27 protein-coding genes are annotated in these 25,070 nt (G+C 72.5%); 3 read left to right on the forward strand and 24 right to left on the reverse strand.

What is annotated here, in order from left to right:
• Window positions 1-80: 80 nt before the first annotated feature.
• Entirely contained in the window at window positions 81-974 is an 894-nt protein-coding gene (locus ACNYC2_RS19415; RefSeq protein WP_419703363.1) for an SMP-30/gluconolactonase/LRE family protein, read from the forward strand.
• Window positions 975-1,011: 37 nt separating this feature from the next.
• Here ACNYC2_RS19415 and ACNYC2_RS19420 read toward each other — a convergent pair whose 3' ends face one another.
• From ACNYC2_RS19420 to ACNYC2_RS19505, 18 genes are all read right to left on the reverse strand, one after another.
• Window positions 1,012-1,266 carry a DUF3039 domain-containing protein gene (locus ACNYC2_RS19420; RefSeq protein WP_419703364.1) on the reverse strand — a complete coding sequence of 85 codons (255 nt, stop codon included), beginning with the start codon at window positions 1,264-1,266 and terminating at the stop codon, window positions 1,012-1,014.
• A 50-nt stretch (window positions 1,267-1,316) separates the two neighbouring features.
• Window positions 1,317-1,847, reverse strand: coding sequence for a hypothetical protein (locus tag ACNYC2_RS19425; RefSeq protein WP_419703365.1), 531 nt, complete (start codon window positions 1,845-1,847; stop codon window positions 1,317-1,319).
• A gap of 162 nt (window positions 1,848-2,009) precedes the next feature.
• Entirely contained in the window at window positions 2,010-2,405 is a 396-nt protein-coding gene (locus tag ACNYC2_RS19430; RefSeq protein ID WP_419703366.1) for a helix-turn-helix domain-containing protein, read from the reverse strand.
• 82 nt (window positions 2,406-2,487) lie between these two features.
• Window positions 2,488-2,970 (reverse strand): YbaK/EbsC family protein, encoded by a 483-nt coding sequence (locus ACNYC2_RS19435; RefSeq protein WP_419703367.1) that lies wholly within the window; start codon window positions 2,968-2,970, stop codon window positions 2,488-2,490.
• 94 nt (window positions 2,971-3,064) lie between these two features.
• The gene (locus ACNYC2_RS19440) at window positions 3,065-4,243 is read right to left on the reverse strand and encodes an alpha/beta hydrolase family protein (RefSeq protein ID WP_419703368.1); all 1,179 of its coding nucleotides are present in this window, start codon (window positions 4,241-4,243) and stop codon (window positions 3,065-3,067) included.
• Between the two features lie 98 nt (window positions 4,244-4,341).
• Window positions 4,342-4,803, reverse strand: a complete 462-nt coding sequence (locus tag ACNYC2_RS19445) for a MerR family transcriptional regulator (protein WP_419703369.1) — start codon at window positions 4,801-4,803, stop codon at window positions 4,342-4,344.
• Between the two features lie 47 nt (window positions 4,804-4,850).
• The gene (locus tag ACNYC2_RS19450) at window positions 4,851-5,576 is read right to left on the reverse strand and encodes a pilus assembly protein TadG-related protein (protein ID WP_419703370.1); all 726 of its coding nucleotides are present in this window, start codon (window positions 5,574-5,576) and stop codon (window positions 4,851-4,853) included.
• A 2-nt stretch (window positions 5,577-5,578) separates the two neighbouring features.
• On the reverse strand, window positions 5,579-7,129 hold the full coding sequence (locus ACNYC2_RS19455) for an OmpA family protein (protein ID WP_419703371.1): 1,551 nt from the start codon (window positions 7,127-7,129) through the stop codon (window positions 5,579-5,581).
• A 25-nt stretch (window positions 7,130-7,154) separates the two neighbouring features.
• The gene (locus tag ACNYC2_RS19460) at window positions 7,155-7,400 is read right to left on the reverse strand and encodes a hypothetical protein (protein WP_419703372.1); all 246 of its coding nucleotides are present in this window, start codon (window positions 7,398-7,400) and stop codon (window positions 7,155-7,157) included.
• 67 nt (window positions 7,401-7,467) lie between these two features.
• Complete coding sequence (locus ACNYC2_RS19465) at window positions 7,468-8,151, reverse strand: response regulator transcription factor (protein ID WP_419703373.1); 684 nt, start codon at window positions 8,149-8,151, stop codon at window positions 7,468-7,470.
• Window positions 8,151-9,359: a sensor histidine kinase gene (locus ACNYC2_RS19470; RefSeq protein ID WP_419703374.1), complete on the reverse strand. Its 1,209-nt coding sequence runs from the start codon at window positions 9,357-9,359 to the stop codon at window positions 8,151-8,153. Before ACNYC2_RS19470 ends, ACNYC2_RS19465 begins: the two co-directional genes overlap by 1 nt.
• Window positions 9,346-10,227 (reverse strand): type II secretion system F family protein, encoded by an 882-nt coding sequence (locus ACNYC2_RS19475; RefSeq protein ID WP_419703375.1) that lies wholly within the window; start codon window positions 10,225-10,227, stop codon window positions 9,346-9,348. Before ACNYC2_RS19475 ends, ACNYC2_RS19470 begins: the two co-directional genes overlap by 14 nt.
• A 1-nt stretch (window position 10,228) precedes the next feature.
• Window positions 10,229-11,152, reverse strand: a complete 924-nt coding sequence (locus tag ACNYC2_RS19480) for a type II secretion system F family protein (protein WP_419703376.1) — start codon at window positions 11,150-11,152, stop codon at window positions 10,229-10,231.
• The gene (locus tag ACNYC2_RS19485; RefSeq protein ID WP_419703377.1) at window positions 11,149-12,492 is read right to left on the reverse strand and encodes a CpaF family protein; all 1,344 of its coding nucleotides are present in this window, start codon (window positions 12,490-12,492) and stop codon (window positions 11,149-11,151) included. The genes ACNYC2_RS19480 and ACNYC2_RS19485 overlap by 4 nt, the downstream gene beginning before the upstream one ends.
• A gap of 1 nt (window position 12,493) precedes the next feature.
• A complete protein-coding gene (locus ACNYC2_RS19490) occupies window positions 12,494-12,898 on the reverse strand; it encodes a TadE/TadG family type IV pilus assembly protein (RefSeq protein WP_419703378.1) in 405 nt (134 codons plus the stop codon).
• A complete protein-coding gene (locus ACNYC2_RS19495; RefSeq protein WP_419703379.1) occupies window positions 12,898-14,550 on the reverse strand; it encodes a hypothetical protein in 1,653 nt (550 codons plus the stop codon). Before ACNYC2_RS19495 ends, ACNYC2_RS19490 begins: the two co-directional genes overlap by 1 nt.
• A gap of 2 nt (window positions 14,551-14,552) precedes the next feature.
• A complete protein-coding gene (cpaB, locus tag ACNYC2_RS19500) occupies window positions 14,553-15,260 on the reverse strand; it encodes a Flp pilus assembly protein CpaB (protein WP_419703380.1) in 708 nt (235 codons plus the stop codon).
• Entirely contained in the window at window positions 15,257-16,084 is an 828-nt protein-coding gene (locus ACNYC2_RS19505) for a hypothetical protein (RefSeq protein ID WP_419703381.1), read from the reverse strand. Before ACNYC2_RS19505 ends, cpaB begins: the two co-directional genes overlap by 4 nt.
• 205 nt (window positions 16,085-16,289) lie before the next feature.
• Here ACNYC2_RS19505 and ACNYC2_RS19510 point away from each other — a divergent pair, with 205 nt between their 5' ends.
• Window positions 16,290-16,634 carry a DUF192 domain-containing protein gene (locus tag ACNYC2_RS19510; protein ID WP_419703382.1) on the forward strand — a complete coding sequence of 115 codons (345 nt, stop codon included), beginning with the start codon at window positions 16,290-16,292 and terminating at the stop codon, window positions 16,632-16,634.
• Here ACNYC2_RS19510 and ACNYC2_RS19515 read toward each other — a convergent pair.
• The gene (locus ACNYC2_RS19515; protein ID WP_419703383.1) at window positions 16,621-19,050 is read right to left on the reverse strand and encodes a hypothetical protein; all 2,430 of its coding nucleotides are present in this window, start codon (window positions 19,048-19,050) and stop codon (window positions 16,621-16,623) included. The genes ACNYC2_RS19510 and ACNYC2_RS19515 overlap by 14 nt on opposite strands.
• A gap of 94 nt (window positions 19,051-19,144) precedes the next feature.
• Window positions 19,145-19,606, reverse strand: coding sequence for a MerR family transcriptional regulator (locus tag ACNYC2_RS19520; RefSeq protein WP_419703384.1), 462 nt, complete (start codon window positions 19,604-19,606; stop codon window positions 19,145-19,147).
• Window positions 19,607-19,835: 229 nt separating this feature from the next.
• On the opposite strand from ACNYC2_RS19520, the gene ACNYC2_RS19525 reads away from it, so the two are divergent.
• A complete protein-coding gene (locus tag ACNYC2_RS19525; protein WP_419703385.1) occupies window positions 19,836-21,365 on the forward strand; it encodes a zf-HC2 domain-containing protein in 1,530 nt (509 codons plus the stop codon).
• 76 nt (window positions 21,366-21,441) lie between these two features.
• Here the strand turns inward: ACNYC2_RS19525 and ACNYC2_RS19530 are convergent, their stop codons facing one another.
• The 4 genes from ACNYC2_RS19530 to ACNYC2_RS19545 all read right to left on the reverse strand — a co-directional run bounded on the left by ACNYC2_RS19530 (window position 21,442) and on the right by ACNYC2_RS19545 (window position 24,969).
• Window positions 21,442-22,425, reverse strand: coding sequence for a hypothetical protein (locus ACNYC2_RS19530; RefSeq protein WP_419703386.1), 984 nt, complete (start codon window positions 22,423-22,425; stop codon window positions 21,442-21,444).
• Between the two features lie 162 nt (window positions 22,426-22,587).
• Window positions 22,588-23,979 (reverse strand): chromate efflux transporter, encoded by a 1,392-nt coding sequence (gene chrA / locus ACNYC2_RS19535; protein WP_419703387.1) that lies wholly within the window; start codon window positions 23,977-23,979, stop codon window positions 22,588-22,590.
• Window positions 23,980-24,025: 46 nt separating this feature from the next.
• Complete coding sequence (locus ACNYC2_RS19540) at window positions 24,026-24,457, reverse strand: chromate resistance protein ChrB domain-containing protein (protein WP_419703388.1); 432 nt, start codon at window positions 24,455-24,457, stop codon at window positions 24,026-24,028.
• The gene (locus ACNYC2_RS19545; RefSeq protein ID WP_419703389.1) at window positions 24,454-24,969 is read right to left on the reverse strand and encodes a Chromate resistance protein ChrB; all 516 of its coding nucleotides are present in this window, start codon (window positions 24,967-24,969) and stop codon (window positions 24,454-24,456) included. The genes ACNYC2_RS19540 and ACNYC2_RS19545 overlap by 4 nt, the downstream gene beginning before the upstream one ends.
• Window positions 24,970-25,070 lie beyond the last annotated feature (101 nt).

The raw sequence follows: 25,070 nt of genomic DNA on the forward strand, positions 1-25,070 counted from the left end.
CGACCCACCGTTGGTTGTGCGGGGACGGAACCCCTCACACTCCGTTCACGGTTCGCGGATTCACACGCGATGATGTTCCCGTGACCGTGACCAGGATCCGTGCCCAGTGGGAGCGCCACGACGAGCGGTTCTCCCCCGTCCGCGGGGACCGGTTCGTCGAGGTGCTGTACGACGGCGGGAGCTGGCTCGAGGGTCCCGCCTACTCCGCGGCGTGGCGCACCGTGCTCTTCAGCGACATCCCGAGCGACCGGGTCCTGTCCTGGGACGAGACGACCGGCGCCGTCGGCGTCTGGCGCAGCCCGGGCGGGTACGCGAACGGCCGCACCATCGACCGTGCGGGCCGGATGCTCCAGTGCGAGCACGGCTCCCGCTCGGTGACCCGCACCGAGCCGGACGGCACCGTGACCGTGCTCGCGGACCGCTGGGAGGGCAAGCGGTTCAACAGCCCCAACGACCTGGTCGAGCACAGCGGCGGCAGCGTCTGGTTCACCGACCCCGCGTACGGCATCGACAGCGACTACGAGGGCTTTCGGGCCACGCCGGAGATCGACGGCTGTCACGTCTTCCGCCGTGACCTGGACGGTTCGGTCACGCGGGTCACCGACGACTTCTCCCGGCCCAACGGCCTGACGTTCTCGGCGGACGAGCGGAGCCTCTATGTCACCGACACCGAGCGCGGGCACCTGCGTCGCTTCGACGTGGGGCAGGATCTGTCGCTGTCCGGCGGCGAGGTGTTCGCCACCTGCGACGCGGGCGGTTTCGACGGCGTCCGGGTCGACGACGGGGGCCGGCTCTGGGCCGCCGCGCACGACGGCCTGCACTGCTTCGACCCGGACGGCACCCTGCTCGGGAAGCTGCTGCTGCCCGAGGTCTGCTCGAACCTGACGTTCGGCGGACCGAAGCGCAACACCTTGTTCGTGACGGCGACGCACATGCTGCTGTCGATCCGGGTGACGGTGACGGGGCTCCGGTAGGCCGCGGAGCCCGGCACGAGACGCGGCTCCGGCGCCCTCAGCCAGGCATCTCGTTGTAGCGCTGCTCGCAGCTGGAGCACACCGGCAGACCCTCAGGATCCTGGGTCGGCACGAAGAAGACGCCGCAAAGGGCACGCGCAGCCCTGCCCGCGACGGTCTGTCCCGCGAGGTGCATGCGATGTGTGTAATGGCTGTGGGCGCCGGGCACTGATTCGCCCAGCTCACCTTCTCCCACGAGCCGTTCGAGCTCGCAGACTCGAATCGAGAGGGCGCCAGGCTCTGCGATCGTCATGTACGAGTTCCTGTCGCGGTCCCAACCCTGCTCAGGTGGATTGAGTGAGATCAGCGAGCGGAGCGTCGCCTGCCAGAGCAGGTTGCTTCCAGCGAACGCAGGCTCCGGGAAGAGTTCGAGCTCGTGAACCGTCCGATGGGAGGCCTCTCGGTGGACACGTGACGAATAGCACCGCTCGTCGTCCCACCGCGCTGGACCACGCGCACGGAGTCCAACATCTGTGACTGCAAGGCCAGTTCCCACTCGGTGATCAATCGGGCTGCCGTCTCTTGCTTGAGCAGGCGCCAGTCCGCCTCGGTCGGCAGCCACTGATCGGTTACCCCACCGTCGTTGGCCCTCTTCACGCGCATGTAGAAGTCGTCGTGATCCTGATGCTCGCCCTTGGCAAGCCCTGCGACGACCAACCAGTTGACCTTGGTCTCAGCGTCTTGCCACACACCGCCACGCCACTGACCGGCCTTGATCTCGAAGAGCCGCAACTCGGTGCTGCTCGTGATCGTGCCAACGAAGTTGTCAGCATCTGCCGTGTGAGCGAACGACGCCGCGGCCTTCCGGATGATCGGGTGCGGCAGTTCCGGCAACGGATGCAGTCGGCTGAGGTCGCCCTCAGCGAGCGCCCTCCCGGGCAGCGGCGAAGTCCATCCGGAAGTCAGATGCTCCGATAGCAGGTGAAGCGTAGGGCGAGCTCGTCGACTGTGCACCAAACAACCATAGATGTGCTTCGCCAAACACGCTCGGGCGGGTTAAAGACCATCTGCGACCTCGTCGATCGCATTCGCGCGCGTGCGGTCTTGGCTGGCAAAACGCTCGGCAAGCTCCCGGCGACCACGTTGACGGCGCGTCTCGAAGGCGATCAGGTCACTCACTCTGATGCGGCGATCACGGCCCACGCGATGGAACACGATCTCGCCTCCGTCCAGGAGCTTGTAGAGGTGCGTGCGACTCATGCCGAGACGCTCAGCGGCCTGATTCGGCGACAGAACGGCGTTGGCATCAATGATCGAAAACTGCGAGCCATCGCGCGCAGCACGACTCAGCGTCAGCAACACATCGCGCAGTTCGGGACCTGCGCTGGTGCGCGCGAACTCTTCGAGAGCATCAAGCTCGACAGCAGGGATGTTCGCCGTCTCAAGAGCCATCGCCACACCTCCCGTTCAAATGTCACAACTGATTCAGATGTCACAGATGACTTTAGGCTCTCGGGCCCTGAGGGGCAAGCCCTCAGGTCGGCGCCACCGCCGTCGGCGTCCCGCCCGTGATCCGGACCAGCTCGTCGAACGTCGTGGGGAACACCGTCCTGGCGTGGCCCGCCGCCGCCCACACCTCGGTGTGGGCGGCGAGGGCCGTGTCGACGTAGGTCGGTACGGGCGCCGGGTGCCCGACGGGCGCGACACCGCCGATCACCTGCCCGGTCGCCTCCTTGACCTGCTCCTTGGACGCGCGGGTGATGGTCGCGCCGATCTGCTCCCCGAGCCACGCCGTGTCGACCCGGTGCGCACCGGAGGTCAGCACGAGGGTGGGCACGCCGTCGAAGAGGAACACCAGTGAGTTCGCGATCTGGCCCACTGCGATGCCGAGGTGCGCGGCGGCGAGCGCTGCGGTGGTCGCGGCGTCGTCCAGCCAGCGGACCTGGCCGGTGGCGCCGGCCTCGGCGAGCGCAGCGGTGACCTTCTCGACGGCGGGGTGGGTGGCTGGGTTCGACATGCGCCAGATCCTAGGGATCGAGGCGCGCCGCGTCAGGGGGAATTCGGGGCTGCGCCGGCCGACGCACCGGCCGACGCACCGGTCGCTGCGCGGCTCACTGCCCGTCCCGGAACTCCACCTCCGGATACTCGGCCACCGGACCGTCCAGCAGCGGTGCGGCCTGGCCGCGCAGGTGGCGGTCCAGGAACGCGCCCACGTAGGCGTTGGTGATCTCCACGCCGCGAGCCCCACCGATGAACCCGCCCGGCCCCGGCACGCCGAGCTGGTCGAGGAACATCAGCTGGTCCGTGAACGATCCGTGGTTGGCGGTCGGAACCTGCAGCCACAGGCCCGTCGCGCCCAGGCGTGCCCGGTTGTCCGGCCAGTCCGTCCCGTCGCTGGCACCCGGCTCGTGCGAGGCGCTGCCCAGCATGAGGAACGGCCGGTCCATCCCCGTCCCGGGGAAGTCCACCTGGAAGGTGCCGTCCATGTTGACCCCGGCGTCCACGCGCGGGTCGTCGACGATCGCGGCCGCGGCGGACGCGCCACCGAGCGAGTGGCCGACGACGGCGATGTGCCGCGCGTCGACGGTCGGCCCGTGCCGCCAGAGCCGGCCGTGCGTCAGCTCGTCCAGGACGAAGTCGATGTCGAGGGCGCGGCCGCGCGTGACCCACGCGCCGACCTCCGCGCTGTTCTCACGTTGGCAGAGCAGGCAGGGGGCGACCCTGCCGTCGGGGAACTGGATGGCACGGGCCTCGTACGTGTGGTCGACGCCGGCCACGACGTACCCGCGCGATGCCAGGTCCTCGGCGAGCGAGGTCAGCGACTCCCGGCTGAGGCCGGCGCCCGGCGACAGCACCACGAGCGACCGCCGGCCCGGCAGCGCCGGGGCGCGGTCGTAGGAGTTGGTCTCGACGGTCGTCAGGATGTCCGGCGCCACCGGAAGCCCCGCGGTCGCGACGATCGCCGCCGAGACGGCCTCCGTCGTGTACGGCGCGGGCTCGCCGTACGGCAGCGCCGGGTACCACACCGACACCATGAGCTCCCGGCGCCGCTCGGGCCGCCACGGGTCGGCGCGGTCCTCGTCGACGAGGTGGACGGGCTTCATGCCGACGGGGTACTGCCCGGTCGGCTCGGACAGGAAGAGTGCCGGGGTGTCGTCGTCCGACGACGCGGTAGCCGACGTCGGGCCGACCACCGCCGGACCGGCCGCCGCGCTGGGTGCGACGACCGCCGTGCAGGCCACGAGGGCCGTCGCGACGAGTGCTGACGGGATGAGTCTGGGCGTCTTCATGTGGAGGTTATTTCACGGCTCTGACCTGCGAACCAAGGGTTCTCGGGCGGTTCCGGGGACAAGCCAGGGACGAGCCAGGGAAGCCCCTGAGCTGGGTGTCAGTGTCTCTGCCTCAGGGATTCGGCGAGGGGCGGACGGTGACTTGCCCTGCCGTCGACGATGTCCTGGACGTGCGCGCGGAAGTTCGGGCACGAGGCGATGTCGTGCGCGCGGCACTCGAGGGCGTGGCGCGCCATCTCGCGGGACAGCTCCATCTCGGCCATCCGCCGGTCGAGGTCCGCGATGTGCTCCTCGAGGATCACGTGGCGGTCGTAGGCTCCGCCGTCGAGCATCACGCGGATCTGCTCGAGGCTCATGCCCGCCGCCTTGCTGCGGATGATCGTGGCGACACGGAAGGCGTCGTCGGGGCCGTACCGACGGCGGCCCGCGCCGTCGCGGGCCGGGCTGAGCAGGCCCATGGACTCCCAGTGGCGCAGCACGTGGGTGTCCAGGCCGAACCGCGCAGCGAGGTCACCTACCGACCAGATCGAAGGATCTCCAGGTACCGGGACTGACTTCATGTCGACATGAAGTCACGGACCGGGCACTGTGCGCAAGCCGATGCGGCTCAGCCCACGAGCACCACGGCGCTGGAGTAGCCGTCCACCTCCGGCGGGGTCCAGTCCTCCTCGTCGTCGTCCTCGTCCGGATCCTCCTCGTCGTCGCCCTCGTCCGGCTCCTCCTCCACGTCGCCGTCCGGCTCCTCCTCCACGTCGTCCGGCTCCTCCTCCGCGTCGTCCTCCGGCTCCGTCAGGCACAGCCCGTCGATCAGCCAGCCCAGGCCGTCGCCGTCCACGCACAGACCGCCGCGCAGCGTGATGCCGGCGGTCGCGGACGCCTCCGGGCGGATCGCGGTGCCCGGCACCGCCTCGTCGTGCTCCACCCGGACGGTCACCTGGAGCCGCTCGGGGTCGACGTCGAACCCGACCAGCTCGGCACCGTTGCCCTCCGCGTACGCCTCGGCCGCCTCGTACATCTCCTCCTGGAGGCCCTGGCTGAGCAGCGCCTCCTCGGCCAGCCCCCAGAACTCCTCAGGCGCGGAGACACCGAGGTGCAGGCCGTGCAGCAGCCCCAGGTGCTCGTCCCACTCCTGGGTCGCGGCGAGCGCCGCGGCGTCGGCGGCCGTGCCGGCCTCCCGGCGGTCGTCGGTCGCCGAGCCCAGCATGGTCACGACCAGCACCGCCACGGTCACCATGCCGACGGCGACAGGGATCGTCATCACGTGCATGGACCCGCGCTCGCGGTCGTCCGGCGTCGTCCCGCGCTCGCCGTCGTCCGGCGTCGTCCGTGCCACGGTCACTCCTCCGTCGAATCGGTCACGGTCGAATCGGTCACGGGCACGTCGGTGATCCGGAAGCGGTCCGGGCCGTCGACGGTCACGGTGTCCTGCCCGGTGTCGGGCCAGACCACGGTGATCGTCGTCCGCTCCCCCCGGTTCAGCGGCTTGATCTCCTCGTCGCCGAGCAGACGCCGCAGGACGAACCCGCCCGACTTCCTCTGCTCGACGTAGTCGAACGGCAGCACCCGCTCCTGGGCACCGAGCAACGACAGGTTGTGCGGGCCCGCCAGGTCGCCGAGGACACCGAACCGCCGGTCGCCGATCTGTTCCAGGTAGGACGGGAGGAACCAGGCGACGTCGATGGCCGCGCCCGCGGTGCGCTCGGCCGTGAGCGTGCCGATGATCGCCCCGGGCCCGCGCACCATCGACTCGACCTCCACCGTGTACTCGCCACCGCTCGTGGCGATGGTGACCGGGCCGTTCCGCGCCGTCGGGACGTCCGCCTCGGGAACGTCGCCCTCCTCGGACGCCTCCACGACGAGGTGGCCCCGGAACCCGATCTCGACGCGGCGGTTCGCGGCCCGGGCCTGCGGGCTGGTCCCCTCGGCGACCGGCTCGGCCTCGCCCCGGCCCTCCTCGCTCACCGTGAAGCCGTCGCCGAGCCGCGCGCGCAGCCGAGCCGCCACGGCCGCGGCACGGCGTTCGGAGAGCGCCTGGTTGTAGGCGTCGGTGTCCACGTCGTCGGTGTGCCCCTCCACGCGCACGTCGCCGTCGTCGGCCTGCTCCCGGATCGACGCCGCGGCGCGGTCCACGACGCCGCGGGCCTTCGCGGACAGGGTGTGCTGGTCCGAGGCGAAGAGGACGTCCGACGCCAGCGTGACGGTGACGTCGTCGTCCTCGGCGGCCGTCGCCGAATCGGCGTCGTAGGCGCGGGTGAAGGCACGCAGCGGCCTGGTCTCGGCGTCGTCCACGCCGCCCACCTGGTCGACGGCGTCCTGGAAGCCCTCGCCCGCGGGGACGACGGGCACGGTCACGGCGCCGAAGCCGGGCAGCAGCACGTCCACCGACTCGTTCGCGGGCGCGGCGAAGACGGCGACGGCCGAGCCCCGCAGGGCGCCGTCCTCGGTCCAGTCGATCACCGCGGCGGGGTTTCCGCCGGGTGCCCGCGCCACGGGGTGGACGAGGCCCTCGCCCGTGTCGAAGAGGCGCACACCCCGGCCGTCGGTGGCCGCGCTGCCGAGCCCGCCCAGGTTCAGCACGACGGTCGAGAACGACGGCGGCTCCGCCGGGTCGGCCGCCGTCGCGCCGAACTCGTACCGCAGGACCGCCAGGTCGCCGTCGGACTCGACGGGCGGCACGTCGAGGTGCACCCGCGCGCCGTGCCACTCGCGGTCGACGGACACGACCTCGCCCGGGGGCGGTGAGCCTCCGGGCGAGGGCGAGGTGACGGATGCCGATGCACCGGCCGAGGGCTCGGCCGGGCCGGGCTCGTCGGTTCCGACGAGCCCGCAGCCGGCCGCGAGGCTCGCGAGACCGAGCGCGAGCACGGTGAGCGTGGCTCGACGCATCAACACCTCCGTCGTCGGGGCTGGATCAGGGGGCGGGGGCGCCGCCACCGATGTTGTTCACGGCGGTCGTGAGCTGGGTCAGGATCGCCGTGCCGACGGGCGTGGCGCCCGCGACCACGGCGCCGACGATCGCGACGACGACCAGGATGATGCCGACGTACTCGACCGAGCCCTGTCCGCGCTCGTCGTCACGGGCCAGCCGTGCCGCGCGCTCGGCGAAGGCCCGCGCGCCCACCTGCGTGGCGACTACCTTCTCCATCAGCTTGTTCATGCTGTCCTCCACGTGTGGTGTCCGGTTGCCGGCCGCGGGTCCGAAGGACGCGGCCACACCAGCAAACCTATGGATGGCCGCGCCCCGCGCCCAGGGTGCCCGGTCCCACCGTGGGACCCGTTCTGCCTGGGCCCTTGGCCCTACCGTGGTCCGGGTCCCGCTGGAGCCACCGCACGATGGCCTGGCTGCGCCTGGTCACGCCGAGCTTGGCGAACAGGCTGTTCACGTGGTTCTTCACCGTCTTCTCGGAGATGAACAGGCGAGCCGCGACCTCGCCGTTCGAGAGGCCGTCGGCGACCAGGTCCATCACCTCGGCCTCCCGCCGGGACAGCAGGTCCCGCAGGCCCGGGCCCCGGCCGGGTACGGCTGGGGCGGTGGAGACCCCGGAGACGACCTGGCTCCCGTTCCGGCAGAGCCGGATCGCGTCGACCATGGCGTCCGGCTCCAGCGCACCGTGCACGAGGTACCCGGCCGCCCCCGCGGCGAGCGCCTCCGACACGGTCGCCGGGTCGTCGGTGTGCGTCAGCATCACGACGGTCGCGCCGGCGAGCCGGGGCAGCAGCTCCAGCCCGCTCATCCGGGGCATCCGGACGTCCAGCAGCACGACGTCGACCTGGCCCGCCCGCACGTGCGCCACGGCCTCGTCGGGGTCGCCCGTGTCGAGCACCGACGTCACGCCCTGCGCGCCGTCCAGCAGCGTCCGCAGGCCCATCCGGATGATGGGGTTGTCGTCCACGGCGAGGATGCGCATCAGGCCACCTCCGCCACGGGCCGGGGACCCACGCCGGCAGGTTCCCTGGGCAGCACGACGCGGACGACGGTCCCGCCGTCCGGCCGGGGCGCCCAGGTGGCGTCGCCGCCGCACAGCTCCGCCCGTTCGCGGACGCCGCGCATCCCGTACCGGCCGCCGCCGGACGCCCCCGGGCCGAGCCCCACGCCGTCGTCGGCGACCACGAGCTCCACCACGCCGTCCGCCGCGGTCACGGCGATCTCGACGCGCGAGGCGTCCGCGTGCTTGCGCACGTTCTCCAGCAGCTCGGTCACCAGCGCGCGGACGTGCCGCACACGGCGCTCGCCCGCCGCGTCGTCCACGCCGGGCCCGACGTCGACCACCGCCGGGACGCCGGTCCGCTCCGTCCAGCGCCGGGCGATCCCGGTCAGGAGCCCGGACACGCCGTCGTAGTCCTCACGCAGCTCCCCCAGGGCGCGGCGGGTGTGCTCGTGCACGGTCCGGACGGCGCCGCTGAGCCCGCGCGCCACCTCGACGGTGCCCGGAGCCGCACCCTCCCGGTCCAGCCGGTCGGCCAGCCCGTGCGCGGTCAGGGCGAGCCCGGCGAGGTCGCCCGCCACGGTGTCGTGCAGGTCCCGGGCCAGGCGCAGCCGTTCGGCCAGGGCCGCCTGCTCGGCACGTACCGTCGCCAGCTCAGCGGACAGGATCGCCTGACGCCGCAGCCGCCGTCCGAGGTGCGTACCGGTCCACGCCATGATGATGGTGAGGCTCGCACCGGCGACGCCGGTGAGCAGGCCGCGCCAGCCGTCGTCGTACCCGGTGAGCTGGTAGAGGCACAGGGGCGCGGCCATCACCAGCGCCAGCCACAGGCCCGCGAAGAGGCCCCAGAGCGCGGCGGTCGCCGCGGCGTAGATCGCCATGAGCGGCGATCCGGCGAGCGGCAGCAGCGCCACGACGGCGACGGCGGTGTCCCCCGCGAGCAGGATCCCGTTGCGGGCGTAGACGCGGCCCCGGGTCTCCCAGTTCAGCGCGGGCACGAACGAGAAGGGCGCGGCGAGCAGCACGAGGAACACACCGAACCAGCCCGCGCCGTCGAGCAGGGCAAGCACCAGGGCGAACGCCAGGACCACGAGCCGGATCTGGCACAGCAGGCGCACCGCGGGACCGATGGCACGCCGGGTCAGCGCGTCCATCGCGTGCGGCGGGCTCAGCCGGTCAGAAAAGGTCACCGAGGACCCCCGCGTTCGCGATGAGCACCGCCGACACCATCAGGATCAGCGCGCCCGGCAGGATGGTCATGGTCACGGCCAGCGAGACCATCGGCGCGGCCCGGGCCGCGCGCTGGCGCACGGTCTCCGCATGCTCGCGGCGCACGTCCGAGGCGATGTCCGTGAGCGCGTCCGCCAGCGGCACCCCGAGCTCCTCGGCCTGCAGCAGCGCCGTCACGAACGTGCCGACGGTGGCGGACCGGTTGCGCTCGCGCAGGGCCACGAAGGTCTGCCGCCGGGACGCGCCCACGTTCATCTCCTGCAGCGCGGTGCGCATCTCGGCGGCCAGAGCGCCGCCGTGCAGGTCGCACACCCGCTCCAGGGCCTGCCGGAAGCCCAGGCCCGCCGTCACGGTCACGCTGAGCACGTCCAGGAAGTCGGGCAGCTCGGCGTCGATCTGCCGACGCCGCCGGTTCGCCTCCGTGACCAGCCACAGCCTCATCCAGCCGGCCAGCGCCACCGCCAGCGGCACGCCGACCGACCACAGCCCCTGGAGCGTGAAGAACAGCCCGAACAGCAGGCCGAACAGGACGAGCGCCGCCTCGCGGCGCACGAACATCGTCAGCGTCACGCCCTCCGGCCGGCCCGCCCGGCGGATCGCGGTGTCGAGCCGCTGCAGACGCTGGCGCCCGTGCAGCCGCACGGCCAGCGGGAGCAGGGGCGCCCCGACACGGTCCAGCACGGCGACGAACCCGCGCTGCCTCGGCTCCGCGTCCGGCGCGTACTCGGCCTCGACGTCCTCCAGCCCGGTGCTGGTCAGCAGGCGGCCCGAGACCATCCCGAACACCGTCAGCAGGGCGGCGGCCGCCGCGATCACGAGCTCCGGCACGTCACACCTCCACCTTCGCCAGACGACGGACGAGCAGGTACCCGACGACGAAGAGCCCGGTCGCCACGAGCAGCACCACCTGGCCGGCCAGGTTGGTGATCATCACGTCCACGACGCCGGGGCTGAACGCGTTCATCAGCGCCACCGCCCCGAACGCCAGGAAGATCACCGTGTATCCCGAGAACTGCGCGCCCATCGTGGCGGTCACCACCTCGCGCCGCAGCCGCCGCCGCTCCTCCAGCGTCTGCCCGATCCCCGCCAGGGCGGTCACCAGCTCGCCGCCCGAGCGTCCCTGGATCGTGAGCGTCTGCACGAGCACCGACAGCTCGCGGGACGGCAGCCGCTCGCTCAGGCTCGCGAGGGCGTCCCCCATGGAGCGGCCGACCGCCATCTCGGCACCGACCTGCGCCACCTCGGATGCCGCGGGCTCGGTCATCTCCTGCGCCGCCATCTCGAGCGACCGGCGTACGGCCAGCCCGGCCGACGCGCCGTTCGCCAGCAGCCGGGCCAGCTCCGGGAGCTGCGCCACGAACCGGTCCACGCGCTGGTCGCGCCGCCGGTCCAGCCAGCGCCGGGAGCCGACGGCGACGAGCAGCACCGCGAGCGCCGCCGTCGCCCAGCCGAACAGCGGCAGGACGATCAGGCCCGCCACGACCGCCCCCGCGCACGCCGAGGTGAGGAACAGCGACGGCGACCACGTGGGCAGGCCCGCCCCGGCCAGCAGCGCCACCAGGCGCTGGCCCCACCGGGCCCGGGTCAGCCGCTCGTCGAGACGGGCGAACACGGAGACACCGGCGAGCCGGTCCAGGTCGGCGGTCTCGACCATGCGCCGCTCGGTCTCGGCGTTGCTGACGAGCGTGGCCACCGTCGCGGCCGCCATCACGAGCGTGACCAGCAGGCCCAGGGCGATGAACAGGACGGTCATCGGGCACCGCCCGGGGTCTCGACGGGCTCGACCACCGTGGGCTCGACCAGCGAGGGCTCCGCAGCCTGGGGCAGCGTCTCGCCGGCGCGCTGCAGCCGTTCCACCAGCTCCCGCGGAGCCGCGGAGCGGACGAACTCGCCGCTCACCGTGCGGTCGGGACCGATCGGGTCCGCGACGAACCGCATCAGCGGCGTCAGGGCGTACTCCTCGCGCCGCTGCGAGGTGACCGCCTGCACCTCGATGACGCGGCGGGAGCCGTCCTGCGCCCGCTCCAGGTGCACCACCAGGTCGATCGCCGAGTTGATCTGGTCGCGCAGCGTCGCGGCCGGCAGGTCGAGCTCGCTCATCGAGGCGAGCGTCTCCAGCCGGCCCAGGGCGTCGCGCGCCGTGTTGGCGTGCACGGTGGCCACCGAGCCGTCGTGGCCGGTGTTCATCGCCTGCAGCATGTCCAGGGTCTCACCGCCGCGGACCTCGCCCACGATGATCCGGTCGGGCCGCATGCGCAGGGCGTTGCGCACCAGGTCGCGGATGGCGACGGCGCCCCGCCCCTCCACGTTCGCCGGGCGCGACTCCAGCCGCACCACGTGCCCCTGCTGCAGGGACAGCTCGGCGGCGTCCTCGATCGTGACGATCCGCTCGTGCTCCGGGATCAGGCCCGACAGCGCGTTCAGGAACGTCGTCTTTCCCGAGCCCGTGCCACCCGAGACGACGATGTTCAGCCGCGCCCGCACGCACGCGGCCAGCAGGCTCGCCGTGCTCAGGTCCAGGGTGCCGCGCTCCACCAGCTCGCCCATCCGGAACGGCGTCGGGAACCGGCGGATCGTCAGGGTGGGCCCGTCCAGCGCCAGCGGCGGGATGATCACGTTCACGCGTTCGCCGCTGGGCAGACGCGCGTCCACCATCGGCGAGGACTCGTCCACGCGGCGGTTCACCTGCGACACGATCCGGTCGATGGTCTGGTAGAGCTGCTCCACCGACGCGAACCGGGCGGGCACCCGCTCGACCTTGCCGTACCGCTCGATGAACACGTCGTGCGGGCCGTTCACCATGATCTCGGTGATGGACTCGTCCGCCAGCAACGGCTCCAGCACGCCGAGCCCGAGCGCGTCGTCGGTGATCCGCTGCACCAGCGCGCTGCGCTCGCGCGCCGACAGCACCGGCCCGTCCACGGACAGGATCCGGGACAGCACCCGCTCCAGCCGCACCCGCCGCTGGGACGGCGAGAGCCGGGCGAGCTCGTCGACGTCGATCTCCTCGAGCAGCCGCTCGCGGTACATCTTCGCGAGGTCGTGGTCCTCGCCGTGCCGTTCGTCGGCGGCGAGCCGGTCACGTAGCGCCATGTCACTCCTCCACTGGAAAGACGGCGGTCCTGGTCAGCGAGACGTCGACGAGCTCCATCCCGGCGAGCCCCAGCGGGGCGGCGACGGTCACGCGCAGGCGCGCGGCGCCGTCGGCGACGACGGGGTCCGCCTCCCGCAGGTCGAGCCCTTCGGGGACGGTGCGCTCCACCACCGCCTGCCAGTCCTGGCCCAGGCTCAGGGCGCGGGCGCCGTTGCGGGCCGCCTCCTGCGCGATCGACGCCGTCTGCGCCACGGTGATGCCCTGGATCGACAGGAGCGCCACGACCACGATCGTGAACACGATGCCGACGAGCTCGACGCTCGCCTGTCCACGTTCGCGTCCCGGTCCGTGCCCGCGGGACCGTCCGTGCCCGCGGCACCGTCCGTGCTCGCGGCGGGGCACCATCAGCCCTCCCGGTAGACGGCGGCCGACGACGACGCGGACAGGTCCACGCCCGGGACGAGCGTCGAGACGGTCACCCGCACGCTCACCGTGTCGGCCAGGACCTCGATGTCCGAGTCGCTGACCGTCGCCCGCAGCGCGTCCGGCAGCCGCTCCCGCACGTCGTCGCGGACCTGCTCGACCACGTCGTCCCGGCGTGTGCCCTGCGCGTCGTAGTACCCGAGGACGCCGACCGTGCGTGCTCCCTCCTGCGCGGCGGCGCGCGCCGCCAGCAGGCCGGAGGCCCACCCGATGCCCTGGACGCACAGCACCACCACCATGAGCACCATGAGGATGACCACGGGCAGCTCGACCGTGGCCTGGCCGGCCTCGGGGTCCGAGCGGCGCGGCCGCCGGCGGCTCGTCCGCCTCCGCCCGGCGCCCTCTCCCCCGCCTGCCCTCCGCGCCGACCCGGCGACCAGCGACTCCACCTCCGTCGGCCCGTCCGGTGTGCTCTCGTGCGCGGCCCCGGCGTCCCGCCGGAGCGCGGCGGCGCCGGCCTTGGCGACCGCCGCGTGCACGGCGGTGGGCGTCTCCAGCAGCGTGGCGGTGTTGACGGCCCCGGAGAACGCCGCCCCGCCGTCCGGCACCGTGAACGCGACCGGGCGCTCCACTATCCGTTCCACCAGCGCGGGCGTCACCTCGTCGCGCGACGTGCGCCGGTTGAGCACCAGCTCGACCGTCGCGGGCCGCCGGACCGCCAGCCGCTCCCACTGCGCCAGGGTGCGCCGGGCGGCGCGCAGGGCAGGGAGATCCGGGGTGGTGACCAGGAGCACCCGGTCCGCGAACTCCAGCGCCGTGGCACGCGGCTCGTCGAGGTGCGCGCCCACGTCGATCACGGCCAGGCCGGACTCGAACCGGAGGGCGTTCACCACGGACCGGACCGCGGCCGGCGTCATCTCCTCGCCGCGCTCCCCCTCGCTCGGGGCCGGGAGCAGGCGGACACCGCCCGGCACCTCGTACGTGGTCTCGCGGAGCATGCGCCCGGTGACCTCGCCCTCGACGGCGGCGAGGTCGACCACCGAGCGGCGGGTGCGCACCCCCGTGTACGCGGTCAGGTCGCCCGCCCCGAGGTCCAGGTCGACGAGGACGGTGTCCCTGGCCCGCCCCGTCCGGGCGAGCAGCAGCGCCAGCACGGACGTCCCGACGCCGCCCTTCGCCCCGGCCACGGCCACCACCTGGCCGCTGCGGCCGCCGTTGCGCTCCGCGGCGATCGAGGCCCGGGCCGTCGCCGACCACGACGCCACCGCCTCCAGCCGGGTCAGCACCTCCTCGAGGCCCGCGTTCCGCGCGATCACCGACCGCGCCCCGACCTCCATCGCCAGGGCCATGGCCTGGCTCATCTCGGCCGGGCTGTGGGCGTCGACGACCATCACGATGCCGGTGAGCGGAGTGGTCAGGCCGACGGTCCGGGCCACCGCGTGCCCGTGCCCGTCGTCGGCCGCCTCGTCGACGACGACGATCCCGATGTCCGGCTGCCGGTCGAGCGCCGTCAGCACCCCGGCTCCGTCGGACACCGCGGCAGCGAGCTCGAAGCCGTCGGACTCGGCGAACACGTGGCCCAGATGGTCCCGGACCTCGTGCGAGGGCGTCGCGAGCAGCACCTTGGTCACCATGGTCAGTCCCGCCCCTCGCGGATCGTGCCGTCGTAGACCCGCTGCTCGGCCGGGAGCAGGTCCTCGTCGCCCGCGCCCCGCAGGGCGAGGCGCAGCTTGACGGAGAAGGACTCGACGTAGGCGAGGGTCAGCGCGTCCTGGGTGCTCAGCGCGAACGTCACCGGCAGGCCGCTGGTCGTGGTGGACAGGTCGTCGGGATCCTCGACCGTCCGCGGGAGGCCGACCTCGAGGACCAGCACGTTCGAGACCCACACCCGGGAGACGGGCCGCACGTCCCCGCTGCCGCCCATGGTCGCGATGATGTCGACGTGGTCACCGGGCTCGACCTTGCCCGCCACGCCCGTCTCCGCGTCCACCAGGATGGCGACCTCGCGGAACCCCGGCTGCACGCCCGGCCGGTCGACCAGCATCCCGGTCTGCAGCATCGAGCCCTTCTCGTAGGCGGTGGCCGCGACCAGGTCGGCGGTGTCCGCCACGTCCCGCACCGCCGTCTCGGGTGCCCAGCGCTCCGGGACGCTGACCAGGTCCAGCATCGACTCGTCGACGGGCTCCAGGGCGTCCACCGACCGGTTGAGCTGGAGCACGGTCACCATGGGCCCCACCTGCGTGCTCACGGTGCGCACGTAGTAGAGGACGCCGGCGAACACGGCGACGGCGAGCATCGAGGTGACGACGAGGAAGAACACTCCACGGCGCTGGCGCGGGTTCAACTGATCACTCCCAGGTTGTCGGGTTGGCTGTCGGGCCGGACCGGACCGGGCCGGTCCGGACGGAGACGATCCGCGCGCGGGAGCCGGGCACGCCGCTCCGTGACGCCGCAGAAGATGCAGGCCCCTGCGACGGCCCGCCCGCAGACGTCGCAGGCGCCCCAGCGGTACGAGTCGGACACGGCCGCTGCGACCGCCGAGGTCAGGGCTCCGACGACGGTCGAGGCCTCGAACCAGCGCGCGGCGGGCCAGCCCGGCAGGGCGCCGTTCAACGTTGTGTCAGGGCCCCGGGAGAGCAGGTCGCCGGCCTCGGCGGGCACCACGGGCCGGGCGGAGCGGGCCACGACGAGCAGGTCTCCGCCGTCCGGCAGCCCCAGGCTCCCGCCGAACCGGCCGACCCGTCCCCGGCCGGGGTCGACCACGAACGCCGTCCGCGGCAGGTAGCTGCCCGCGTGCTGGCGGAACGTGGGCGCGGGCCGGTCCAGGCCGGCCACGCTGGAGAGGAGCACCCGCGTGGCCGTCCGGGCGAGCACCTCGGTGGCCACCGCCTGCGCGGCCGACGCCGTGAGCCCCTCGGTCGAGATGCCGGCCAGCAGCACCGCCCACGCGGTGACCGGGGCGTCCACGTGCAGCAGGCCGACCCGCTCGGGTCCCAGGACCAGCCGGGCCGACCGGGCGACGGCGCGGGCCTCGTCGTCGCGGGTGGCGACCACCACGTCGTCGGCCAGCAGGCCGGACACGGCGGTCAGCACCTCGTCGAGCGTGCGGCCGACCCGGTGGACCGACGGGTGCACGCCCTCCGGCGCACCGATCGCGATCACCTGCACGACTGTCCCCTCATCGAGTACTCCACCAGTGCCGCCCCCGAGACATCGATATCCTCACATTCAATATGGACATATCCCCCTTATTGGTCGTCATTTCGACAAGAGTTCGCGGGGCGTTCACTCGGCCGCGCGAGCCTCTCCCCGGCACCGCGCACGTCGCGCGGTGCGCGGACGGAGCACGCCCCTCGGCGACGGGAGCACACTGGTGAAGCAGGTCCGGCTCGTGGTGGACGGCGACGCCGTCGTCGACGTCGAGGTCGCCGACACGGTGCTGACCAGGGCGCGCGGGCTGCTGTTCCGCGGCGCGCTGCCCGACGCGCTGCTGCTGCGGCCGTGCACCTCGGTGCACGGCGCGTGGATGCGTGTGCCGCTCGATGTCGCGCTGCTCTCCGCCGATCTGCGGGTGCTGCACACCCAGGTGCTGCGCCCCTGGGGCATGACCCGGCCGCGCCGCGGCGTCACCCAGGTGCTCGAGGCCCCGGCCGGGAGCTTCGCCCGCTGGGGGCTGGTGCCGGACAGCCGCCTGACCCTCGACCTCACCGCTGCTTGAACTTCACGACCTTGGTCTCGGGGTCGTAGTCGTAGATCCCGGTGAAGCCCCAGTTGATCCAACCGCCGTCCCCCTTGTTCTTGACCGTGCCGGAGTTCAGGGCGATCACGTCCATGCCGTCGACGGTGGCCAGGTGCACGAACCCGAACAGGTTGCTGAAGGAGAAGTTCTCGAAGTCCTTGACGACCAGGATGTTCTTGTCGGGGAAGGCCTTGGAGTACTCGTCCACCAGGGAGCGGACCCGGTCGGCCCGGTCGCCGGGCACGCTGCCGCCGTAGTTCGTGCCGGGGTAGGTGCCCTCGGTGTACATGGGTGACTCGTTGTCCACGTACTGCGCACCGAGGTCGTGCCGGGAGTCGACGCGGCTGGTGGGCGGGTCGGAGTAGTCGTTGCTGTAGTAGCCCTCGGGCATCTTGAAGTCCTTGGCCCGGCACTGCGGCGCGGGGGACGTCGTCTGCCGGTTCCCGTCCACGTCGGTCACCTCGAACGACGACTCCGACAGCGTGCGGGTGTCGTCGACGGTCGTGAACTCGACCTTGAACAGGTCCAGGCCCTCCCACTTGAGGCCGAACCCGCCGCTCCCGGTGACCCGGTCCATGTCGTACTTCAGCTCGCGGACGTTGGCGTAGTCCTGGGCGGCCTCGTACAGCTCGCCGCCCTCCCCGTCCTCGCCGTTGATCTCGACGTCGCCCTTGATGAGGTTGCCCTCGCGGTCGCGCGGGAAGATCTTGTCGATCTTGGGGCCGAGCGTGTCCCGCAGCTCCGGGTACTGCTCGAAGTCGATGATCAGCTCGCGCTTGGTGAGCGTGCCCTCCTCCTCCTGCTTGCTGTACCCGCCGGTGACCTTGAAGCCGTACGGCAGCACGACGTCGACGTCGATGCCCCCCTTGTAGAGCGTCCTCAGCACCTGGTCGTCCATGGCGATGATGAGGCGGGACAGCTTGCCGTCCTTGTTCCACACCACCGACGTGCTGGTGGTGCCCTTCCACTCGGCGCCGAGCTGCCCCTTGCCCTTGCCCGCGCCGTTGCTGTTCTTGGTGAACGGCTGCTTGCCCGACAGCTCGGCGCCGATCAGGAACCCGCCGATGTCCGACGACGTGTAGGTCGCCTGCCGGCTGCCGTCGGACCACCGGCGGTCCTCGACCTGGACCTCGCCCTCGTAGCCGCCCTCGACCGTGCCCTTCAGCGCGATCGCGCCGGTCTGCGGGCCCCACTTCAGGCCGCCCTTGAGCTTGACCTTCTTGATGTCGCTGTCGGCCTCGGCCAGCTCGTGGTGCTCGGGCTCCTGGCCCCGCAGCTCCTCGGCCTCCTCGAAGTAGGGGTTCTTGCCGCAGCCGCCCGCCCACTGCTGCATGGCTCCGGAGCAGCTCTCCTGCTTGCCGTTGACCGCGTCGTACTTCTTGTACCAGTCGATCCAGTCCTGCGCCTTGCGCATGTCGGTGAACTCGTAGGTCTTGTCCTTCGAGTAGCCCGTGATACCGGCGATGTCGAACGCCACGGGCGTGCCGCCCACGTCGCTGCCGCTGACTCCGGCCCCCATCTCGACGCCGGTCAGGATATGGATGCGGATGCGGCCGTCGCCCAGCTTCTCGATCAGCGTGCCGTTGCTGTTGCCCCAGCGGAAGAACAGGAACTGAACGTTCTCGCTCTCGACGTGCCCCGTGGCCTCGATCACGCACGGCGGCTCCATGCTGGTGTACCGCGTGGTGACGCAGTTGGCCAGCTCGCCCGAGCGGGCCGCGCGGTCCTTGCCCGGGGCCGCGTCCTCGTAGGCCTTCCACTCCTTCTCGCAGCCCTTGGGCACCGGCAGCTCGCGGCAGCCCACCTGCACCTTGGGCGGCGCGTCCTCGTCGAACTCCCCGCTGGTCGGCATCGTGTTGACGCAGCTCGGGTCGTTCGGGTCGTCCTTCGGCGGGCCCCAGCCGTTGATCACGCAGTCCGCGAAGTCCTGGATCTCCTCCTCCAGGTAGACGCGGTCCGCGCGCGGCCGGTCCTGGTGTCCCGCGGGCTGGTGCTCCTCCATGCAGTTCTTCGGGTTGGGATACCAGACGCAGTTGATCTGCACGACCTCGGTGTCCTCCGCCGCTGCGGGGTTGTCCACGAGGTCGAAGGTCACGTCGTCCTGGCAGTCGCCCGACGGCGGGCCGTAGCCGTCCCCCGGCGACTCCTCGCCCCCGGGCTCACCGGCGGTGCTGTCACAGACGACGGTGCCCGGCTCCTTGCCCACCGAGTTCACCGCGCACACGAGCTGGTCACGGACGTCGGCCGCGACGGGCGCCACCGCGACGAACAAGAGCGCGACGAGGACGAGGAGGAACCCGACGACCGCGACGTACTCGGGCATGGCCTGCCCGGCCTCGCGGTCGGCACGCGGCGACGCGGTGCTACGGCGGCTCCGGGGCTCGGCACTGGTCACTCGCCCAACCTAGAGAGCGGACCCGCAGGTCACGACGGCCCGGCGGCCCAACTGTGCGCCCAGAACGACTGGGTCCCCGGGCCCAGTCGCGCGCTCAGCGGGATCGGCGCAGGGGTTCGGCGAGGGGCTGTCGGTGGCCGGCCCTTCTGTCGACGATGTCCTGGACGTGCGCGCGGAAGTTCGGGCACGAGGTGATGTCGTGCGCGCGGCACTCGAGGGCGTGGCGGGTCATCTCGCGGGACCGCTCCATGTCTGCCATCCGCCGCCCGAGGTCGGCGATGTGCTCCTCGAGGATCACGTGGCGGTCGTAGGCGCCGCCGTCGAGCATCACGCGGATCTGCTCCAGGCTCATACCAGCAGCCTTGCTGCGGATGATCGTGGCGACGCGGAAGGCGTCGTCGGAGCCGTACCGGCGCCGGCCGGCGCCGTCGCGGGCCGGGCTCAGCAGGTTCATCGCCTCCCAGTGGCGCAGCACGTGTGTCTCAAGGCCGAACCGCACGGCCAGGTCGCCCACTGACCAGATGGACTGATCTCCGGGAACAGGAAGTGACTTCATGCCGCCATGGATTCACAGGCGGAGCACCGCCCGCAAGCCCCTACGGGTGATACCACGGGTTGCCGCAGCCTTCCAATCTTCGAGATCACAAGCGCGGAACGGCGTTTCCGTATGCTTGAGGCGGTGGTGTTGGGCGGACGCCGCCGACCCGACCCGTTCCGGACATTTTTATCCGGGCATGCCCATCCGGGCCTTTCGATGACGAGCAGCTTTACGTGGGGAGCGTCGCGTGACCGCCACTGGTGACCTCCGGGTCGACTGGGTGGTGCACCGGTCCAACGTCGTACGCTCGGTCGCCGCACGCGTGCCCGGCATCGACGCCGAGGAAGCCGCCAGCCGCGCCCTGGAGAAGATGGTCCGGATCGCCTCCACCGGCACCACCATCGACGACCCCGCCCCCTACTGGCGACGTGCGGCGGTCAACGAAGCCATCAGCATGACCCGCGAGGCCGGCCGCGCCCACCCCGTCGAGGACGACACCCTCGACGGCCTCACACCCCCCATGGCCGGAGCAGAGCTCGACGCCGAACGCCACGCCGACATCACCATGCTGCGCACCGCACTGTCCGACCTCGCCGACGACGACCGCCAGCTCCTCCTGGAACGCCACGTCCACGACCGAGCGGTCTCCGACATCGCGACCAACCTCGGCGTACGGCCCCACGCCGTGACCATGCGGCTGCGCCGCGCCGAGGAACGCCTCGCCGGCGCGTTCGCCGCCGCCCACGCCCAGGGCGTCAACGAACCCGAGTGCCGCACCACCCGCGCCGCCATGCACGACTACCTCAAGGGACGCCTGCTGCCCCGCCGCCAGCAGCGCCTGGAGGTCCACATGGACGGCTGCCCCGAGTGCACCCGGGCGTTCGTCGACGTCCGCGAGGTCTCCTGGATGCTCCGCGACCTGGGACAACACCTTGTCGCCGGTGGCTGGGCCACCGGAGCCGTCGGCGTGGTCGGCACCGGTGCGGTCGGCACCGGTGGCGCCGTCGGTGCGAAGGCGCAGCCACGTTCGTTCGGGAAGAAGGAGACTGCCGTGGCCGCAGGAGTTCTCGCCGTCCTGGCGGTCGGTGCGGGCGCGGCGGCGCTGATCGCCAACCAGGGCGACGAGCTCCCGGTCCAGGCCCTCAGGGAGGGCCAGCCACCCAGCCTGCCGGGTCTGCCGGAGCCACCCGCGCAGGAGCGGCCCCCGGCCATCCCGCCCGCAGACCCCGCGCCGCGCCCGGCCACCACGCCCAAGGAGGACGCCGTCCCGGCGCCGGCGCCCGAGCGGAAGGCTGCCGAGCCGGAACCGGCGGACGACCCGCCGTCCGCTCCGGACATCAAGCCGGCCGTGGACCGGACCGCGCCGCGGGCGCCCGTCGACGAGCCCGCCGCACCGCCTCCGGAACCGGCTCCTGAGCCGGAACCCGAGCCGAAGCCGACCCCGCCGCCGGCCGTCGATTCCGGCGGGCCGCCCGGGAACCCCGGCAACCCGAACGGCCGGGGCCCCACCAAGTACAACGACCAGGGACCCGGAGACGCCCAGGGCCCCGGGAACGGCAACGGGCGCGGCAACGGCCACGGGGGTGGTCACGAGAACGGGCACGGGCAGGGCAACGAGCGCGGTGACGGTCAGGACGACGGCCGCGGGAACGGCAAGGGCCACGGGCACCGCGGTGGTATCGGAAAGGGCAACGGCCGGAGCGTCGACCACGGCAGGCAGGACATGAACGGGTTCACCGTCGGCCTGCCCGGCACGCTGCTGGGCGGCATCGGCTGAACGATCCTTGGGCCTGTCGGATCTGTCGGTCTCGACAAGCTCGACCACCGGGGTGGGGTAGCGACCAGCGGCGAGGTCAGGGGTTGAGCTCACCGTCGAGCGCGCGCCGCAGCAGCTGCTCCCGCTCGTCGTCGAGCCGCCCCGAGGCCAGCCCGGCCAGCGCGTCCCCCAGAGCCGCGACGCCGCCGTCGACAGCGGTCAGGTGGGCGACGACCGCACCGAGCCGGTCCGGGTCCGCGACGGTCAGGTGGGGGGCCAGCGCACGCACCTGCGCGCCGTCGGCCAGCCGTGCGATCAGGTCCGTCGCGCTCGTGCGTACCTCCGGCGCCTTGTCGACCGCCAGGGCGGAGACGAGCCCGGCGTGCGCCTCCAGGTTCCGCGCGGCGAGATCGAGGAAGGACCGTTTGCCCGCCGCGTCGAGCGCGGTCACCACACGCGCCAGGATGCCCGCGTGCCGCACCAGGAACGCGTCAGCCGCCGGGGTCAGGACCAGGCAGCGGCGCTGATCGCTCGTCCGGTCGCGGCGCACCAGCACCTGGAGCACGACGGCGACCGCCGCGTCGTCGGGCAGCCCGTACTCGCGGACCACCTCGGACATGAGCTCGGGCGTCCAGCGCGCGAGCGTCTCCTCGACGTCCTCGCTCCCCCGGCGTCCTCGGGCGCCCGCGGTGAGCCGGCTGACGTCGTCGACAAGCCGGACCAACCGCTCGGCGACGTCGGCGCCGTCGTCCTGGGACACGCTGGTCAGCAGCCGACCGAACCGGGCGAGCACCGCAGGCGGTGCCGTCCGGTAGACCGTGCGGCGGGCGGCCTGTGCGCCGTCCTGGGTCCAGCCGGGGTGCGCGGCGGCAACGGCGTCGAGCCGCTCCGCGGTGACGACGGCGTCCGGCCGGACGACCAGCGTCACGTCGAGCGGCTGCTGGTTCGCCAGGAGGTGCAGCACGTGCGGCGCGGCGCCGTCGAGCACGTAGCCGACGGCCCGGTCGTAGAGCTCCGCATGCACGGGTCTGAGGGGTGCCAGGCAGTCCCGCACCGCGTCCGACGTATCCCGCTCGCGCATCGCGCTCCGTCACCTTGGTTCTCACCGGGGGCTGACGCCGACCCCACGGCTGTGGTGACGGCGCCCCACTGTGCGCCTCCAGCACCGACGGTGACAAGGAAAAGCCGAACGACGACGTCGTCCGGCTCCGGAGTCCGGCGAGCGCGACGGCGCACACAGGGGTCAGAGCAGGCCGGCGAGGCCGAGCGCGAGACCGAGCAGGGCGCACACGCCCAGCGTTCGCAGCACCGACCAGCGCACCACGAACAGCAGCAGCGCCGCGACGACGGCGATGCCCAGCGCGGCGGGCTGGATCGTGGTGAGGTCGGGGGCGTCGAACCTCAGCGGACCGGCGGACCACAGGTTCGAGGTGGCGAAGAGCGTGTGGGTGGTGAAGTAGAGGGCGAGGTTGGCGATGACGCCCACGACCGCCGCGGTGATGGCCGTCAGCGCGGAGCTCAGGGTCTTGTTGCCCCGGAGCCGCTCGACGTAGGGCGCGCCGAGGAAGATGAAGAGGAACGAGGGCACGAAGGTGACCCAGGTCGTCAGCAGCGCGCCCAGCACGGCCGCCGCCCACGGGTCGAGGTCGCCGGGGTTGCGGTAGGCGCCGAGGAACGCGACGAACTGCACGACCATGATCAGCGGCCCGGGCGTGGTCTCGGCCAGCGCCAGGCCGCGCGTCATCTCGCCGGGCGTGACCCACGCGTAGGTCTGCACCGCCTGCTGCGCGACGTAGGCCAGCACCGCGTAGGCGCCGCCGAACGTCACGAGGGCACTGCCCGAGAAGAACAGCCCCTGCTGGGTGAACACGCTGTCGACCCCCGTCAGCAGCGCGACCGCGAGCACCGGGAGCGACCACGCCAGGAGGCCCAGCACCAGGACGCGCAGGGCCCGGCGGCCGGACGGCTTCTCGGTGTGCAGGGCGTCGTCGGGGATGAGCGGGGCGGGGCCGTCGGCCTGGTCGCTGCGCGGCTTGGTGGCGATCCAGGCCGGTGCGTAGCGGTGCACCAGCCACCCGATCACACCGGCGCCGAGCACGACGAGGGGGAACGGCACCGCGAAGAAGGTGAGCGCCACGAAGGCGGCGATCGCGAGGACCACGAGCGCGGGGCTCGTCAGGGCCCGCTTGCCCACCCGGAGCACCGCCTGGACCACGATGGCCAGGACGGCCGGGGCGAGGCCGGCGAACACCGCCGAGACGACGGTGGTCTCGCCGAAGGCGACGTAGATCGCGGACAGCACCAGCAGCGCGAGCATCCCCGGCAGGACGAACAGGCCGCCCGCGACGAGGCCCCCGCGCCAGCCGTTGAGCAGCCAGCCGGTGTAGACGGCGAGCTGCTGCGCCTCGGGTCCGGGCAGGAGCATGCAGTAGTTGAGCGCGTGCAGGAACCGCCCCTGCCCGATCCACCGCTTCTCGTCCACGAGGGTGCGCTGCATGACGGCGATCTGCCCGGCCGGGCCGCCGAACGTCTGCCACGAGATCGCGAACCAGGCGCGCACCGCGGTCCGGAAGGGGATCAGGTCCCGCGGTGGCGACGCGGCCGCAGAGGTCGCGCCGGTCTCGTCGTCGGTCATGTCGCTCCTGGTCATGGGTGTCTGGTCGTGGGTATCTGGTCAGGCATCAGGCGGGTTCGCGTCCCAGCAGGTAGGAGCGCCGGAAGAACTCGTAGAGCCCGTCGAAGAGCGGGCCGGAGACGCCGAGGGTGTGCTCGTCGTCGCCCGTCATGGACAGCCCACGCAGCACGACGTCGAGGCCGGGTGCCTCCGGCGCGTCGTACTTCGCGTCGTCCAGGTCGGCCTCGTGCACGATCTGGCCGATCCGGGTCAGGACCGGGTCCGTGAGCTCGTACCGCACGAGGATCGTCTCGAAGCTGCACCGGTCGCCGTGGTGCCCGAGCTCGACGCCCCGCATGTCGAACGGCGTGGCGTCGTCAGGCACGTGGGCGAGGTCCCCCACGAACACGAACTCGGCGTCCGGGTCGACGAACCGGCGGATCAGCCAGGCGCAGGCCGCGCGATCGATGTGCACCCCGGCGCGCGTCGCCCACCTCATCGCACACCCCGCTCGCTCTGCACCGACGGCGTCGCGAGCACACCGTCGGTGTCGACCCGGGGCTCGTCCGCGAGCTCGCGCAGCGCCGCGAACGCCCGCTCCCGTTCGTCCGGCGAGAAGAAGTCCCTCCGGGACACCGCACGGAAGGTCTTGCGCAGCCTGGCGAGCACCTTGCGCCGTTCCGCGAGCGGCTGGGCCGGCGCCTCGCGGGCGGCCGTCTCCAGCTCCAGGTACTCAGCGGCCCGGTCCGCCGCCATGGCGGTCGCCAGCTCACGCTCCTGCGCGGCCGACGCCGGCCGGGCGAGCCAGACGCTGGCCGTGCCGCCGTGCTCCACCACCTCGCCGGCCGCCCACTCCAGCTGCTCACGTGTGCGGGCGTCGGCGGGCAGCGCGACCAGCCCGTCGGAGATCTGCGCGACGCCGAGCCGCTTGAGCCGCCGCCACAACGCGACGCGCGGCGACGACGGTTCGCGCGGCAGCCGGTAGCTCAGCAGCACCCACTCTCCGGTCATGGGTGGATGTAACCACGGTTACAACTCGTTGTACAAGCGAACCCCTCGTCGGCTTGCGCCTACGCCGGGCGGTCGATCACGGTCTCGGTCGACCGGGCATA

Origin of the sequence: Promicromonospora sp. NFX87 (genome assembly GCF_048564965.1) — a bacterium.
Classification (GTDB): domain Bacteria; phylum Actinomycetota; class Actinomycetes; order Actinomycetales; family Cellulomonadaceae; genus Promicromonospora.